Below are 16,037 nucleotides of genomic sequence, written 5' to 3'. Positions count from 1 at the left end.
GTTTTATGCACGTTCTGAAAAAGTTAGAGCGAGTTATCATTTGGATGGCATGATTGTTAATTAATGATTGTTTAAAATACAACATCTGGTTAATGATGACGCGATGCACCACGATAGAACATTGCAAAATGTAACAATGCACCACAAGTGTGCAATCTCGGATTTATCCGCAGCTTGAACGGTTCAGCAAGACGATAAGCCATTGAATTTAAATATAGATGAATAATGGCATGAATTTTGCAGTTAAGCGTCGTAACATAAGGTCGTTCCCATAATATGTACAAAGGAAATTCACTGATGAAGTCACTCTTAAAAGTTTCCCTGGCCGCGCTGACCCTGGCCTTTGCCGTTAGCTCACACGCAGCAGACAAAAAACTGATCGTAGCTACCGACACTGCGTTTGTACCGTTTGAATTCAAACAAGGCGACAAGTATGTCGGCTTCGATATCGACCTGTGGGACGCGGTCGCTAAAGAGATGAAAGTCTCTTATGAACTGAAACCAATGGATTTCGGCGGCATCATCCCTGCCCTGCAAACTCACAACATCGATCTGGCACTGGCCGGTATCACCATTACGCCAGAGCGTAAAAAAGCGATCGACTTCTCTGACGGCTACTACAACAGCGGCCTGATGGTGATGGTTAAGAGCAACAACGACGCCATCAAAAGCGTTAATGATCTGAAAGGCAAAGTGGTTGCAGTGAAAAGCGGCACCAGCTCCGTTGACTACATGAAAGCCAACGTGCAGACCAAAGATCTGCGTCAGTTCCCGAACATCGACAGCGCTTACATGGAACTGGGTACAGGCCGTGCTGATGCTGTGATGCACGACACCCCGAACATTCTGTACTTCATCAAAACTGCCGGTAAAGGCCAGTTCAAGGCCGTCGGTGATTCACTGGCTGGTCAGCAATACGGTATCGCCTTCCCGCAAGGCAGTGACCTGCGTGAGAAAGCCAACGCGGCTCTGAAAACCATCAAAGAGAATGGTACCTACGCGGCAATCTACAAAAAATGGTTCGATACTGAACCTAAGTAAGATTTTTTCATTTAAGTCGTTCCTCTATATAGAAATCTGACTTGATAAGAAGCGCCTGACGGGGAATTCTCCGGACAGGCGCAGTTTGTTGTTTTACCAGGAGATAATCCATGCAGTTTGACTGGAGCGTAATTTGGCCCGCTCTGCCTATCCTGCTCGAAGGCGCCAAGATGACATTGTGGATTTCGGTCCTCGGTCTGGTTGGCGGTCTGATTATTGGTGTGATTGCGGGTTTTGCCCGCGCGTTTGGTGGCTGGTTTAGCAGCAATATCGCACTGGTATTTATCGAGCTTATCCGCGGTACGCCTATTGTCGTACAGGTAATGTTCATTTATTTCGCACTGCCGATGATGGTTCCCGATCTGCGTATCGACCCGTTCAGCGCGGCGGTGGTGACAATCATGATCAACTCAGGTGCGTACATCGCTGAAATTACGCGTGGTGCCGTGTTGTCCATCCATAATGGTTTCCGCGAAGCGGGCCTGGCGCTGGGTCTGTCGCGTCGTGCGACCCTGCGTTACATCATCATGCCGCTGGCGTTGCGCCGCATGCTGCCACCGCTGGGCAACCAGTGGATTGTGAGTATCAAAGATACCTCGCTGTTTATCGTCATCGGTGTCGCCGAGCTGACCCGTCAGGGCCAGGAAATCATCGCCGGTAACTTCCGCGCCATGGAAATCTGGAGTGCGGTTGCCGTTATCTATCTGATCATCACGCTGGCTCTGAGCTTTGTTCTGCGCCGCTTAGAACGCAAACTGAAAATTATATGATTGAATTCAAGAACGTCTCAAAACACTTTGGTAAAACCCAGGTGCTCCACGACATCGATCTGAACATTTCTCAGGGTGAAGTCGTGGTTATTATCGGGCCTTCCGGTTCCGGTAAATCCACTTTGCTGCGTTGCATCAACAAGCTGGAAGAAATCACGTCCGGCGAGCTGATTGTCGATGGCCTGAAAGTGAATGACCCGAAAGTCGACGAACGTCTGATCCGCCAGGAAGCCGGTATGGTTTTCCAGCAGTTCTATCTGTTCCCGCACATGACCGCGCTGGAAAACGTGGCTTTCGGCCCGATCCGTGTTCGTGGTGCCTCGAAAGATGAAGCCAATAAACTGGCGAAAGAATTGCTGGCAAAAGTCGGCCTTTCCGAGCGTGGTAACCACTATCCGTCTGAACTTTCTGGCGGGCAACAGCAGCGTGTGGCAATCGCCCGTGCGCTGGCGGTGAAACCTAAGCTGATGCTGTTCGATGAACCAACCTCTGCGCTGGATCCGGAACTGCGTCATGAAGTGCTGACCGTCATGAAGCAGCTGGCCGAAGAAGGCATGACGATGGTTATCGTGACCCACGAAGTCGGCTTCGCCGAGAAAGTGGCATCACGGTTAATCTTCATCGATAAAGGGCGTATTGCGGAAGACGGTAAACCGGCAGAGCTGGTGAATAATCCACCGAGTGAGCGTCTGCGGGAGTTCCTGCAACACGTTTCCTGATGCCAAAGGCCGCGGCAAGAGCGGCTTTTAACTCTGACCGGAATTATTTCGGTTTCTCAAGTGCGGTGATCGCTTAACGCGCTGCGCCGAAACCGCCCAAAAGGGGAAAGTGCTTTTCCCCTTTTGGATTTCCCCTCGCCTTTTTACTCCGCGCTTTCGCTTGCTGGCTATGTTCCAGTTACCACCGTGACAGGCTGGAAATCTTGCCGCTACGCGATGCCTTCTCTTGGTCCTAAGCCTTTGGTCTTCAGGCCGCTCCGTTCAGCAAGATTTCTGAATCGCCCGTGAGTTTCAACACACTCGATCTGCCGATCATTCCCTTATGGCACGTCCCCCCACAACGTTTTGCCACAATTTTTCTACAATACCGTCACCGATGCTTTACCCTTAGGGCAGCAACACTTCCGACTAACGCTATTTTGAGAGAGGAACAATGCCGCATAACGACAGGACTCCGTTGGCTCACCGCATCCAGACACCGATATTTTCAGCTCTGCTGTTTATCACAATCTCCCTGTTCAGCGCCTTCAGCCATGCGGCTGAGGAAAAACCCGCTGCCGCCGATCAACAGAAAGCTTCTTACGCCGCGCTGGCCGATATTCTTCAGGATGATAAAGCCCGTGCCCAACTGATTACCCATCTGCGGGAAGCCGCCGGAACCGCACCGGCAGCAAAAGCGCCTGCCGAAAACACCGCACCGCAGGCTGAACAGCTTTCGCTGATTGACCAGCTGGTGGATACCACGCAGCAAACCGCTTCCGGATTTATGAAGCGTGTACAGCAGCTTAAAGACACCATCAATTCCGGCCCGCAGCATCATTTTAATGCCGCGCGTTTCTTCCCGGCGTTGGGGTATTTTCTGCTGACCGTCGCCGTGACCTTTGCGTTTTTCCATCTGATTCGCCGGTTAATCGGGCCGCTTTATCTGCGCCTCGGGCGTTGGGGAAATCATGCGCGACTGAAAGAAGCCCACTGGTACAAACTGCCCGCCAGCATTATCGGGGCGTTCGCAGTTGACCTCGGTATTCTGCTGCTGACTGTCGCCGCCGGGAATTTGTTCACGCAATATTTCAACGGCGGCAGCCCGCTGATTGCGCGCCTGCAGGCTTTGTTCCTCAGCGCCTTTGCGGTGATTGAATTCTTCAAAGCCGTTTTGCGCCTGATCTTTGCGCCCGGCTTCAGCTACCTGCGCCCTTTCCCGCTGGCGGATGTCACGGCGCGCTACTGGAATACCCGTCTGGCGTGGGTCAGCGGGCTGATTGGTTACGCCCTGATGGTCGGCGTACCGGTGGTTGCCACACAAATCAATTACACCACCGCCGCTGTGGTAAATTTCGTGGTGATGCTGGCCCTGACGGTTTACGCCAGCTGGCTGATTCTGCATAACCGCCGCACGATTCATCATGAATTCAACCTGCTGGCTGAACGCTCGATGGCATTTTTCAGCGTCATTCTCCGCGCCCTCGGGCATGTCTGGCATCTTCTGGCGGTCAGTTATTTCGTGGTGCTGTTCTTCCTTTCGCAGTTTGATTTCGCCGGAAGTCTGCGCTTTATGATGGCCGCGACGATTAAAAGTCTGGTGATTATCGGCATCGGCGCGCTGATCTCCGGCCTGCTTTCGCGCTGGATTAACCGCCGGATCACCCTGCCCGATGACGTTAACCGCCGTTACCCGCTGCTGCAAAAGCGCATTAATTCGTACATTCCGGCGGGTCTGAAAATCATCCGCGTGCTGGTGGTGCTGAGCGTGACGCTCTCGCTGCTCGACGCGTGGCAGATTTTCCATCTCAACAAATGGTTTATGACTGAGACCGGCGGGAAAGTGATCAGCGGTCTGGGCCATATGCTGTTTATTCTGTGCTTCGCCATTGTGGCCTGGACGTTACTTGCCAGCGTAATTGAACATCGTCTGGCGCAGGAACTGAGTAACGGCGCACGTCCGAGCGCCCGTGAGCGCACGCTGCTGACCCTGTTCCGCAACGTCCTCGCGATCGTGATTTGTACGATCACCATTATGATCATGCTCTCGCAGGTCGGGCTGAATATCGCCCCGCTGCTGGCCGGTGCCGGTGCGCTCGGTCTGGCCGTCAGTTTCGGTGCGCAAACGCTGGTGAAAGACGTGATCACCGGTATTTTCATCCAGTTCGAAAATGGTATGAATACCGGCGAATACGTCACGGTGATGGGCATCAGCGGCACGGTTGAGCGCATGACCATCCGCTCGATTGGCCTGCGCGATATCTATGGCGTGTATCACATCGTTCCCTACTCTTCGATAACGACGCTTTCGAATTATGAACGTGAGTTTGGCGTCTACCGCGCCAGCTATAACGTCAGCCGCAATGAAGATGTGGACGCCGCCAACGCCGTCCTGCGTAAGGCCGTAGAAGCGCTGCAACAGGATGAAAGCATCAAACCGTTATTGCTCGGCGAACCGACTTATCAGGGTGTCGTGGGATTAGGCGATCAGTTCTTCACCCTGCGGGTGCTGGTGCGCACAAAAGCGCTGGAACAGTGGACCGTGCAGTATGCGCTGGACAGACTGGTGAAGAATCACTTTGCCGCCGCAGGGATTGAGATGCCGAGGCAGGCGGTTCAACTTTATGCCGATGAAGCTGCATCGCAGCTGGCTACAGTACAAACCGGCTTTAAGCCTTAAAACCTTCAACCGAGATTATTTCGGTTTCTTCACTCGCCGTGGGGCTTGATCGAGAATATTTCGGTTTTTAGAGTGCGGTGATCGCGCGGGCTCTCGCGCCGAAACCGCCCAAAAGGGGAAAGTGCTTTTCCCCTTTTGGATTTCCCCTCGCTTTTTACTCCGCGCTTCGCTTGCTGGCTATGTTCCAGTTACCACCGTGACAGGCTGGAAATCTTGCCGCTGCGCGGTGCCTTCTCTCGGTCCTGAAGCCATAGGTCTTCAGGCCGCTCCGTTCAGCAAAATTTCTGAATCGCCCGCACGATCTTAAATTCAAAAGAAGACTGTTTTCCATCTTTAAGAGATGTGATTGCCATTTTTGAGCGCGCCATTCGACAAATTCAAAAAACTATTCTCTTGATTTGTCGTGGAGATTTCTTAATGTCTTGCTGATGAGTTGGCCATGCGCATCAAAATAGCGGCTAGGCCAGATTTGTGCGGGTGGAATATTGAGTGCTGAAGCAATCAGCATTTCGCCTTTCGGCCACGGACGTGATAACGCATTAGACAGGGTTGAAGAGGGTAAACCCGCTGCGCGTGAAACGGCGGCAAGCGTTGTTCCCTGCTTACGCAGAGCAGCAATAATGTCGGCCTGGTGCCAGTCGGTATAAGTTTTCATTGGACACTTCCATTACAGAGGACAAATTGACGAAACGATCACGTTGAACGTTCTTTACCTCCAGTAATCTGGGCCGCAACTCCCAACTGCGGATGAGCCGCAGCGAAGTGATCATACCGTAATGACTTACCGCGTGCCAATTGCGAAATCATGAAGTTGAGAACTTGATTCAGAGTAAATTTAAGTCGTTACATGGAGTTACATCAGAGACAGGCTCTTTGCCCGAGGGCGATTCAGAAATCTTGCTGAACGGAGCGGCCTGAAGACCTATGGCTTCAGGACCGGGAGAAGGCACCGCGCAGCGGCAAGATTTCCAGCCTGTCATTGTGGTATCTGGAACATAGCCAGCAAGCGATAGCGCGTGTTGTAAAAGCGGGGAGAGATCCAAGAGAGGGAAAGCACTTTCCTCTCTTGGGCGGTTTCGCCACAGCGCGTTAAGCGATCACCGCACGTGAGAAACCGAAACTTTCTCAAATCAGCCCTCACGGCCAGTGAAAAACCGAAATTTTCACAATTCAGCCCTCACGGCCAGTGAAAAACCGAAATCCTCTCGATCCCGCCTTCACTGCAAGTGAGAAAAAGATCGGTTAGCCGCCCCGGTGCAGCGACCTCCTGCAATCAATGCCTCGTTTGCCCCTGATCCCCCGTGATAACGGAAAACTCCGCCATCATTCGTACCAGATCCTGCATGCCCAGATTGACCTGATTGATCACATCACCCGCATTACGGCTGAGCGCAACCCCGCCGCCGGCACGATTGACGCAATTTCCCATACCATCAATCGCCGCCATCACACCGTCGCGGATACTTTGCGTCAATTGGTCAATCTCCACGGCGGCTTTCCGTGACTGATCTGCCAGCGAACGTACTTCACCGGCAACCACGGCAAATCCCCTGCCCTGTTCGCCCGCGTGCGCGGCTTCGATGGTGGCGTTAATCGCCAGTAAATTGGTTTGCGACGAGATGCGCCGGATGGTATCCACCATCTCACCAATCCGTTCTGAGGTTTGGCCGAGCTGACCGATAATGTCCGACGTGCGGCGCGCCAGCGCTTCGACTTCCTGCATATCCTCCACCGCTTTCTGGACGATGGTGACCCCTTCGGCAGCGGTTTTATCCGTTGTCAGGGAAAGCTCATGCACGTGCGTCATCATGCTTTCCTGCTGACGCTGCTGCGCCATCTGGCTGGTAATATCCTGAGCGATTTTGACGATTTTCAACACCTTGCCGTCATCATCCATGACCGGGTTATAGCTGGCTTCCAGCCAGATCGCCTGGCCGCGACCGTTCATCCGCTCGAAACGCCCGAGGATGAATTCACCGTTACGCAGACGCTGCCAGTGATTTTTATATTCGTGGGTATCACCAAACTTCGGCAGACAAAACATCGCATGAGAGTGGCCTTTAATTTGTTGCAGAGAATAACCCATGACTTTCAGGAAGTTATTGTTTGCAGAAATCACATTACCTTCCGGGGTAAAGGTAATCAGTGCCATTGAACGGTCAAGTGCTTGTAAAATCCCCTGATGCTCGTGCGATTCTGTAATTCTTTCAGAGACATCACTGGCAATTTTAATTATTTCAGTGACTTTGCCTTGTTTATTTTTAACAGGAACATAAGTGGCTTCGAGCCAGATTAATTTTCCACTTTTATGTACACGTTTAATATTTCCGCTGATGGACTTTCCCTGCCGTAAACCTTCCCAATGCAAGCGATAGGCATCGCTGGCAACGAACTCTGGCGTGCAGAAAATCCGGTGAGGCTGGCCGACGACTTCCTGCCTGTTGTAGCCCATGCCTTTCAGGAACAGGTCATTGACCTCAAGCACCACGCCCTCTGGCGTGAAGACAATCATCGGGACAGCGTCCTGAAGTGCTGCGAATTTATCACGCCATGCCGTACTAAACTGATGAGAAAATAATTGCATAGGACAGACACCCTGTGGCTGATAACGTGAATTAATGCGTGGTCGCAATTAATTTAAAAAATACGCACGTGCTAATCCCTGTGGGTTATTCGTCAAATAACGATAACTCACAGAACATTAGTCTGACCCCTGGGCGGGTTGCAGGAAGGTTTGCTGAAGCAAAACAAAACGCGTTAAATAAAGTCACGCGATAAATCATTACCAGGATAATTAATCAACTTTCTTATAGTGAATTAAGCATAATTTAATCCAATGAAAAAGAAAGGTCATGCAGGAGTATTTTTTCCAGCCTGTTTTTCGTCAGAATAACAGGCTGGAATAAAGAAGATTACAATGTGATCAAACTGACCAGCGCTTAATCGCCCAACTTTTTTGCTGCGATGGCGTCAGGAAGGTCCAGGCGACGAAGCGGCTGATTTTATTCCCCTGCGTCATCTCGATGGTGCGGATATCCGTCACCCCCTCTTCGTTGAGCGCGTCATACAGTAGAGGAAGTGTTGTTTTTTTGGACACCAGCACGGTGTACCAGAAACAGTTCTGTGCTTTACCGGCGCTTTCTTCCGCCATGCGGACAACAAACGCTTCTTCGCCGCCTTCACACCACAGTTCGTTGTGCTGACCGCCGAAATTCAGATCCGCCGTACCGGCACGGCGATCCAGACCCAGATTCTGACGTTTACGCTGGCTGCCTGACGCCGCATCTGCCGCCGACGCATGGAACGGCGGGTTGCACAGCACGGCATCATAACGCTCATCGTGACGAATAATGGTGTCGAGAATACGCGGCGGTTTCGCCTGCAAACGGAAACGTACCTGATTGGTCAGTTGCGGGTTGGTCGCGACAATTTTTTTCGCGGCAGCCATCGAAACCGGGTCAATCTCACTGGCGGTGAAACGCCAGCCGTATTCGCGCAGGCCGATAATCGGATAAATACAGTTCGCGCCCACACCGATATCCAGCACCGAAATGTCTTTACCCTGCGGGATATTGCCGTTGTTGCAGCTGGCCAGCAAATCAGCCAGATGGTGAACATAATCAGCGCGCCCAGGAATTGGCGGGCAAAGATAATCTGCAGGAATGTCCCAGTTTTCAATCTGATAGCAATCACGGAGCAAAGCACGGTTCAGCGCTTTTACAGCCTGCGGATTGGCGAAATCGACAGACAAATCGCCCCATTTATTTTCACTGACAAACGGTGCCAGTTCCGGGCTGCTGGCAATCAGGGCCGGGAAATCATAGCGGCTGCGATGACGATTTCGCGGGTGAAGACCGCTTTTTTCCTGAGGGAAGACTTTCTTTTTTTCCACCTGATTGACTCTCCGAAAGGTGTTGCGCGACGCACAAAGCATGCGATGGGGCGTTGATATTCATTAATGGCGCACAAGATAACACAAACCGGGGCAGCCTGCCGCGCGCATCCGGGCACATAAAAACGCTCAGCGCCTGTTTAAAACGGGTAATGTACAAATCAGTGTTTTGATGAATCTTTTAACTGAGGAATATCATGAGCGTTGATGATCGTTATTATTACGAACCCGCAAGCGGTCACGGCCTGCCGCATGACCCGTTGAACGCCATTGTCGGCCCGCGTCCGATTGGCTGGATCTCCTCGCGCAATGCGGCCGGTCAGCGAAATCTGGCACCTTACAGCTTTTTTAACTGCTTCAATTATCGCCCTCCGATCATTGGTTTCGCCAGTAGCGGCTGGAAAGACAGCGTGGCGAATATCGTCGAAACCGGCGAGTTTGTCTGGAACCTGACCACGCGCCCGCTGGCGGTCAGAATGAATGAAAGCTCGGCCACGCTGGAACGTGGCGAAGATGAATTTGCGTTTGCCGGCCTGACGCCGCAGCCGGGCAAGATTGTGGCGGCCGATCGCGTGCTGGAAAGTCCGGTGAATTTTGAATGCAAACTGACGCAGTGTATTCAGTTAAAAACGGCGACAGGTGAGGATATCGATACCTGGCTGGTGCTGGGCGAAGTCGTTGCCGTACATATCGCGCCGCACCTGCTGGTTGACGGTGTTTATCAGACCGCCCTCGCCGAGCCGGTTCTGCGTGCCGGTGGCCCTTCGGCTTACTACGGCATTTCGGAAGATTTGCGGTTCGATTTAATACGCCCTGACGCCCGCCAATAACCGCTGATTTAACCCATAAAAAAACCGCCACCGGTTCAGCACCAGATGGCGGTTTTTTACGTTATGCCGCGGTTATTTCGATCCGTAATTCTGATCCACAAAATCCGCAAAATCCTGGCACATAGCCTCATCGCCGTCGGCGCTGTCCGCCAGGATACGTTTCCCGTCTGCCACGCGAATATGCACGTTGAGATCGAAATCGGCTTCCGGCTGTTCGCGTTCAGAAGCGCCTGTGATTGTGCGCTGAGCATCTTCCCACGCGGCGTCTACCGTCTGATTACACGCCTGCGCCAGATAATCCGGATTGAAGCCCTCACCGGTCAGGCTGCGTAAGGTCTCGTCGTGACTAATACTGTTGCCAGGCGTCCAGTAATGCTTCGCCAGATCCGGGCCAATCGCCGGGTTATCGGTCAGGTAACCGTCACGTTTAAGGAAGAAAGCGCGCGTCTGTTCTACGGCCATCATTGCCAGCAGATAGCCCTGATAAGAACAGGCGGATTCCATCGACAGCAAATGCGGTATCGCCAGCGTCGGACGCGGGCTACCGGTCACGCCGAGGATATGGGTTTCTACGTCACGCGCCAGCGCGATCATGGCTTCCGGTGTGCGTTTTTCATCCGGCCACTGATAAAGCTGCCATTCGAAATACGGCACCAGCAGAATATGGCGCTCGTTAAAGGAACGCATTGGCTGGCGGGCTTCGATACTGGCGTGAATCAGTTCATCCGGCACCGGCTCACCGGCGGTGTTTTTCGCATAACGTTTCAGCCAGTCCGCGTCTTCCAGCAGGCTGTCGCAGAACATCGACTGCGTTTCGGCGTAGGCCATAGACGTTGGCGGGAATTCCTGTGAGAAGCATGGCGCATTCTGGCGGATATTGGCAAAATGTGCCGCGTGGCCGCCTTCGTGGAACAGCGTATTCAGCCCGCTCGCACCGCTGCCAATCTGATCCGGTTTTGCCAGACTGGTGAAGTTAATCACCGCAGGCACCCATTTGCCGTTGTCATAAAACGGTGGCACCGGTCCGTGCATAAAACCATTCTCAAATTTGCCTTCCCGCACCAGCAAATCCAGCTGCATTTCTGCGCCGTTAAAGCCGATATTCAGGCGCTTGAAGCTGTCAATCCAGCGACGCAGGGAATCGGCAAACGGGAAGTAAGGATCGAGCTGGCGGGTGACGTCACCGGCGCTGGCGAAACGAATATTCCACGGCAGCAGCGCGGCGTCACCTTCACGCGCCACCAGCTCATTAAGGCTGCGCGTGTTGCTCTCACGCGTCTGCTCTTCGAACCGGTCGAGGATGGCGAATAGCTGTTCCGGTGACATGCGCTCGGTTTTATTGACTTTGTAGTCGAAGTAATTGCGATAACCCAGCTGACGCGCAAAGCGGTTACGCAGGCTGATCAGCTGCGGCAAACCGTTATGCAGCAGCCACTCTTCCAACTCACGTAAGGCGTTTTGAGAACTGCGGCGGTACGCTTCATTTTCGTTGTTCGCCTGATTGGTCAGCAGCTCACCCAGCGAGGCATTGACGCGCTCGCCCTTGCTGTTGATGTGCGTCATGCGGTACTGCTTACGTTTGCTAAACAGAGCGGATTCCGCCTGAATGATTTCATCAAGCAGCGCCAGCGCTTCAGGGTCTTCGATGACGTTGCAGTCGAAGAAACTCAGCCAGCCGCGCAGGCCATGCAACAGCGCATCACGTTCTGCATCCGGCGTTTGTTTTTCGAGACGAGCGATGACCTCACGCAACTGCGCGGGGCGGGTCGGTTCGGAGATAAAGCGTTTATAAGCCGTTTCGGCAGCGGAGAAAGCACGGGAGACATTTTCATCGCCGGTGCCCATATAGTTTTGCCAGAACAGATTTTCTTTGTTCCGGTGGACTTCGAGATAGTCGTGATTGAGGGCGTTAAAATAGTCCTGAGCCTGTTTCATGTAATCTTCTCTGCTGAATGTTAAAGAGATTTTACATTGAGTGTATGTTCAGTCAGCGGTTCTGTCGATATGGCAAAACCGCTGAATGCGGGCAGGCTTCAGAATTTGGGATTAGTTTTTCTTAACAAACTCAGATTTGAGTTTCATCTGCCCAAAACCGTCAATTTTGCAATCTATATTGTGATCGCCTTCGACCCGACGGATGCCTTTCACTTTGGTACCGATTTTCAGCATGGAAGAGCTACCTTTCACTTTCAGGTCTTTGATTACCGTAACGGAATCACCGTCCGCCAGCAGATTACCGTTTGCATCCACGACCTTCAGTGTATCGTCATCACCCGCCGGATCGCTGTTCATTGACCAGACATGGCCACATTCAGGACAGTTAAGCATTTCACCGTCCTGCCAGGTGAATTCGGACTGACATGTCGGGCAAGCTGGCAACGTTTCCATATTTAAATCTCCATAAAACTTTATAAAAAAACGAATGAAATCAGTAAATAGATTCCGTAGTTCCTTTATTTTAGCGTTTAACCACACTTTTGAACAGGGTAAGGGAGATTTTGGGGAAATGAGACAAGCATATGGAGTGAATTTCTCGATGATAAATATGGCTTTTTAAGCTCCCTCCCCTGCGAAGGGGAGGGTTGGGGTGGGGTATTAAAGAAAAACTAAAAATTTTGAAGTATGCATTGACTACAGTTTTGACCTTAATACCCCCTCCCCGCCTCCCCCTTCGCGGGGGGAGGAGCTAACTGAGCTCATTGGGGCTTTTAAAAAATCTGATCCACAATCATTTTGGCTTCGGCCATATCGCCACAAATTTCTGCGGCGACCAGACAACACGCCATCTGCGTGATAATAGCCTGCGGGATAGCGCGTTCCCCCTTCAGACATTCCTGAATGTAGTTCACGGTCGTTTCGACATCTTTGCCGGCCGGTACATCCGCAGCAAAAATCTCTTCCTTCTCCGCCAGCACACTCAGTTCACCACCAGCGATAAAGTGCGTCTGCGGGAAACGTGACGGGTTCGCATACACTTCACCTTCAGTCCCTTGCGTCAGCAAAGCGCGACCGTCGATCTGGCGAAAGAATGAGGAAACGCGCTGCACATATTCCGGGTGAGAAACGCTGGATAAGCGCAGTGAATCCTGCCCGACAAATGGCGTAATGAGTTTTGCCAGCGTATGACTGCTGTTGCGTACGCCCATCTGCCAGCGCAGGGCCAGCTGTTTTTCAATGGGCGGGCACAGAACGGAAACCGGCACAAACACCGGCGCGTTGGCTGCATCGAGTTGCTGCTGGGCCTGCTCCTGAGACCGGGCGGCGTCGATACCCAGCGCGCGGAAAATCTCAGCGCTGGTGATACGCATCGGGTCTTCGTCTACGCCGTGAACCAGCACCGGTAAACCCAGCCGGCTGAGCAGAACCGCCAGCAGCGGCGTGAGGTTCGCCTGTTTCCGCGCGCCGTTATAGGTCGGGATCACCACCGGAAGCGGGCGATTTTTGGGTGCCTGAAGGCGCATCACAAACGCTTCCATCGCGCTGTAAAAACCGAGCATTTCTTCCTCGGCTTCACCTTTGATTCGGAACGCAATCAGCAGCGCGCCGAGCTGTAAATCAGGTACGTCACCGGCGAGGATTTCACGATACAGCGCGTGCGACTGCTCCCGGTCCAGATCGCGGGCATGGTTTTTTCCGCGTCCGACTTCTTTGATGAGTTTGGTGTAATCCATCGTACCGTTACCTTATCAGTTCAACTGCTTATTCAGGGTAAACAAGACCTTGCGAGAAAAATCACCGGCGGCGCATACGGCGACGAGCGGGCTCTTTTTTCGCGGTTTTAAGGAGATCCGGACGTTTAACCGACCCCGGCGCGGGCATTTCAGGTTGCTCAATCGGGAACACCGGCAGAGCCGCCAGCAGGCGCGAACCGTAGCTTTTGGTCAGCAAGCGGCGGTCGTAAATCACAATTTCGCCAGTGCATTCATGGCTGCGGATCAATCGCCCGACCTGCTGGATCAGGTTGAAAGACGCGCTCGGCAGACTTTGCACTTCAAACGGGTAACGCTTCAGCGTTTTCAGCCATTCGCCTTCCGTCAGAATCACCGGGCTGTCCACCGGCGGGAACGCAATTTTATGAATATGCACCTGCGTGAGCAATTCACCTTTCAGATCCAGCCCTTCGGCGAAGGATTGCAGGCCAATCAGCACGCTGGTGGTGCCCGCAGAAACACGTTTGCGGTGTTCCTCGACCAGACGATAGCGCGGCTGATCGCCCTGTACCAGCAGCATCAGGCGCAGATCCGGCAGCAGTGAGACGAACTGTTGCAGGGCGCGGTTACTGGCGAACAACACCAGCTGGCCGGTATGTTTCCCTTTCGCCAGCTCCGTGCGGAAGAAATCTGCCATCTCCTGCAAATGCGCCGCTTCGTTCGCCAGAACCGGCTCAAGCGTCATTTGCGGGATCACCAGTTTGCCCTGCGTCACGTGATTGAACGGAGAATCCAGGCTGATAAAACGGTCGCCCGCTTTTTCGTTCAGCCCGCTCATTTCCTGAATGCGCGAGAAACTGTTGAGCGAACGCAACGTTGCGGACGTCACCACCACGTGCGGCACTTTGCGCCACAGCATTTTTTCCAGCTGTTCGCTGACGCGTATACCCGCGCAGTGAAACACCAGATGCGTCTGGTTATCAAAATATGTACGCGTGACCCACTTGCCGATTGGCGCGTTTGACGCTTTGTCCAGCGCCGCCAGCCGCCACAGTTTGCTCATCGTTTCGAGATAACCCTGCATGCGGCTCATGTGCAAAATCGCCCGGTGCAGACGCATGATGTCGTGTTTACCGGTTTTTTCGCTGAGGTCGTTCACCATGAATTCCGCCAGACTGCGCAGCCCGTCGGTCAGCTTAAACAGGCGGCTGCACTGCTCTGTCAGCTCCGCAGGCAACATTCCCAGTTCGAAACGGTATTCGGCTTCCGGCTCATCCGGCGGCAAGTACTGGCCTACTGTTTGTTCAATCGACAGCAGCAGTTCGCGCATTTCCGCACAGTGATTATGCAGACGCTCGGCGCTGGTCAGCGGCGGCGGATTTTTCGGGGTGAACAGCGCCAGACATTGCTCAATCTGGCGCACAAAATTGTCCAGTTGCAGGTGGTTCCAGACGGCCGTAATTTCAGCGTCCACTTCCAGCGCATCGCGTGCGACTTCCGGCAGATGGTGGCCTTCGTCGAGCACCAGCAGCAAATCTTTGGCCGGCGGAAGCACGGATTCAGATTCCAGCGCCGCCATCACCAGCGCATGGTTAGTGACCACCACATCGGCGCTTTCAATCTCTTTTCGCGCCACGAAATACGGGCATTCGCGGAAATAGTGACAGTTACGGCTCAGGCAGTTGGCTTTGTCAGTGCTGATTTTTATCCATAACGGATCGTCGATGGTTTTCTGGTAGTGATCGCGCAAACCGTCCCACTCGTAGCGTGAGAGCGCAGTTTCCAGCGTTTTAGACAGTTTCTGTTCTTCACCGCTGGAAGGCGCAAGTTCATCGCCGAGAAATAATCCCAGATCGCCCTGCGCGTTTTCATTGCTCATCGCCGCCAGATTGCGCGGACAAACGTAGCGCCCGCGCCCGAAAGCGCCGGTAAATTTCAGGTCGGGAATGATTTTTTTCAGCAGGGGTAAATCTTTACTGAAAATTTGATCCTGCAACGCCACGTTGGCCGTGCTGACAATCAGCGGCTTTTCTTCTTCGCGGCTGACGGCAATGCCAGGGATGAGGTAGGACAGCGTTTTCCCGACGCCGGTCGGCGCCTCGATGGCCAGATGCCGGGCAGAATCACCGGAGAAAACTTTCGCCACCTCCGCAATCATCTCGCGTTGCGGAGCACGGGGAATGAAATCCGGAATTTGCTGTTGCAGGGCTTTATACCACTGGCTTATCTGATTTTTTACTGCGGGGGAAAGCGCCATGCATCTCTTTTTTGTACGTCGGGACAGGAATGTTGGGGTCTATTGTCACACAGACCCGCCTCTGGCGCAGCCCGAAATCACGACGAAATTCGCCTTATAATTCGGCATAAAAAGTGGAGGACTTGTAAAAAAAAGAAAAGTTCATTTCTGATTGTCATAAATTGATCACAAATCTACGGTAAAAAATCCTCGCTAAGAAAATTCCCAACCGATGCGGAA

General features: G+C 52.8%; 12 protein-coding genes. 5 read left to right on the top strand and 7 right to left on the bottom strand.

All coding sequences use genetic code 11. The features are described from left to right. The first annotated feature begins 297 nt into the window (after positions 1-297). From glnH to ybiO, 4 genes are all read left to right on the top strand, one after another. Positions 298-1,041: a glutamine ABC transporter substrate-binding protein GlnH gene (gene glnH, locus J1782_RS02915; RefSeq protein WP_152324285.1), complete on the top strand. Its 744-nt coding sequence runs from the start codon at positions 298-300 to the stop codon at positions 1,039-1,041. 110 nt (positions 1,042-1,151) lie between these two features. Further along, on the top strand, positions 1,152-1,811 hold the full coding sequence (gene glnP, locus J1782_RS02910) for a glutamine ABC transporter permease GlnP (protein WP_152324286.1): 660 nt from the start codon (positions 1,152-1,154) through the stop codon (positions 1,809-1,811). Further along, the gene (glnQ, locus tag J1782_RS02905) at positions 1,808-2,530 is read left to right on the top strand and encodes a glutamine ABC transporter ATP-binding protein GlnQ (RefSeq protein WP_152324287.1); all 723 of its coding nucleotides are present in this window, start codon (positions 1,808-1,810) and stop codon (positions 2,528-2,530) included. Before glnP ends, glnQ begins: the two co-directional genes overlap by 4 nt. A gap of 433 nt (positions 2,531-2,963) precedes the next feature. After that, positions 2,964-5,189 (top strand): mechanosensitive channel protein, encoded by a 2,226-nt coding sequence (gene ybiO, locus J1782_RS02900; protein WP_217152374.1) that lies wholly within the window; start codon positions 2,964-2,966, stop codon positions 5,187-5,189. 385 nt (positions 5,190-5,574) lie between these two features. On the opposite strand, the gene J1782_RS02895 is transcribed toward ybiO, so the two are convergent. The 3 genes from J1782_RS02895 to rlmF form a co-directional block, all read right to left on the bottom strand. Beyond that, entirely contained in the window at positions 5,575-5,844 is a 270-nt protein-coding gene (locus tag J1782_RS02895) for a helix-turn-helix transcriptional regulator (RefSeq protein ID WP_217152373.1), read from the bottom strand. A gap of 618 nt (positions 5,845-6,462) precedes the next feature. Further along, positions 6,463-7,773 (bottom strand): PAS domain-containing methyl-accepting chemotaxis protein, encoded by a 1,311-nt coding sequence (locus J1782_RS02890; RefSeq protein WP_165058195.1) that lies wholly within the window; start codon positions 7,771-7,773, stop codon positions 6,463-6,465. Positions 7,774-8,112: 339 nt separating this feature from the next. Continuing rightward, entirely contained in the window at positions 8,113-9,081 is a 969-nt protein-coding gene (gene rlmF, locus J1782_RS02885) for a 23S rRNA (adenine(1618)-N(6))-methyltransferase RlmF (protein WP_152324291.1), read from the bottom strand. Positions 9,082-9,278: 197 nt separating this feature from the next. Here rlmF and J1782_RS02880 point away from each other — a divergent pair, with 197 nt between their 5' ends. Further along, positions 9,279-9,911 (top strand): flavin reductase family protein, encoded by a 633-nt coding sequence (locus J1782_RS02880; protein ID WP_217152372.1) that lies wholly within the window; start codon positions 9,279-9,281, stop codon positions 9,909-9,911. A 72-nt stretch (positions 9,912-9,983) separates the two neighbouring features. Here J1782_RS02880 and J1782_RS02875 read toward each other — a convergent pair whose 3' ends face one another. The 4 genes from J1782_RS02875 to dinG all read right to left on the bottom strand — a co-directional run bounded on the left by J1782_RS02875 (position 9,984) and on the right by dinG (position 15,818). After that, positions 9,984-11,846 carry a M3 family metallopeptidase gene (locus J1782_RS02875; protein ID WP_165058198.1) on the bottom strand — a complete coding sequence of 621 codons (1,863 nt, stop codon included), beginning with the start codon at positions 11,844-11,846 and terminating at the stop codon, positions 9,984-9,986. Between the two features lie 111 nt (positions 11,847-11,957). Further along, complete coding sequence (locus J1782_RS02870) at positions 11,958-12,299, bottom strand: zinc ribbon domain-containing protein YjdM (RefSeq protein WP_217152370.1); 342 nt, start codon at positions 12,297-12,299, stop codon at positions 11,958-11,960. 320 nt (positions 12,300-12,619) lie between these two features. Further along, the gene (ybiB, locus tag J1782_RS02865) at positions 12,620-13,582 is read right to left on the bottom strand and encodes a DNA-binding protein YbiB (protein WP_217152365.1); all 963 of its coding nucleotides are present in this window, start codon (positions 13,580-13,582) and stop codon (positions 12,620-12,622) included. Positions 13,583-13,643: 61 nt separating this feature from the next. Beyond that, positions 13,644-15,818 carry an ATP-dependent DNA helicase DinG gene (dinG, locus tag J1782_RS02860; protein ID WP_217152359.1) on the bottom strand — a complete coding sequence of 725 codons (2,175 nt, stop codon included), beginning with the start codon at positions 15,816-15,818 and terminating at the stop codon, positions 13,644-13,646. Positions 15,819-16,037 lie beyond the last annotated feature (219 nt).

The sequence above is a fragment of the Rahnella sp. BCC 1045 genome, from assembly GCF_019049615.1.
Taxonomy (GTDB): domain Bacteria; phylum Pseudomonadota; class Gammaproteobacteria; order Enterobacterales; family Enterobacteriaceae; genus Rahnella; species Rahnella contaminans.
This window is presented reverse-complemented; position numbering and strand designations above follow the sequence as displayed.

What these genes read in the sequence shown, in the direction of transcription:
- glnH (WP_152324285.1), top strand. Translation starts at nt 298, where the DNA reads ATGAAGTCACTCTTAAAAGTTTCCCTGGCCGCGCTGACCCTGGCCTTT.
- glnP (WP_152324286.1), top strand. Translation starts at nt 1,152, where the DNA reads ATGCAGTTTGACTGGAGCGTAATTTGGCCCGCTCTGCCTATCCTGCTC.
- glnQ (WP_152324287.1), top strand. Translation starts at nt 1,808, where the DNA reads ATGATTGAATTCAAGAACGTCTCAAAACACTTTGGTAAAACCCAGGTG.
- ybiO (WP_217152374.1), top strand. Translation starts at nt 2,964, where the DNA reads ATGCCGCATAACGACAGGACTCCGTTGGCTCACCGCATCCAGACACCG.
- J1782_RS02895 (WP_217152373.1), bottom strand. Translation starts at nt 5,844, where the DNA reads ATGAAAACTTATACCGACTGGCACCAGGCCGACATTATTGCTGCTCTG.
- J1782_RS02890 (WP_165058195.1), bottom strand. Translation starts at nt 7,773, where the DNA reads ATGCAATTATTTTCTCATCAGTTTAGTACGGCATGGCGTGATAAATTC.
- J1782_RS02880 (WP_217152372.1), top strand. Translation starts at nt 9,279, where the DNA reads ATGAGCGTTGATGATCGTTATTATTACGAACCCGCAAGCGGTCACGGC.
- J1782_RS02875 (WP_165058198.1), bottom strand. Translation starts at nt 11,846, where the DNA reads ATGAAACAGGCTCAGGACTATTTTAACGCCCTCAATCACGACTATCTC.
- J1782_RS02870 (WP_217152370.1), bottom strand. Translation starts at nt 12,299, where the DNA reads ATGGAAACGTTGCCAGCTTGCCCGACATGTCAGTCCGAATTCACCTGG.
- ybiB (WP_217152365.1), bottom strand. Translation starts at nt 13,582, where the DNA reads ATGGATTACACCAAACTCATCAAAGAAGTCGGACGCGGAAAAAACCAT.
- dinG (WP_217152359.1), bottom strand. Translation starts at nt 15,818, where the DNA reads ATGGCGCTTTCCCCCGCAGTAAAAAATCAGATAAGCCAGTGGTATAAA.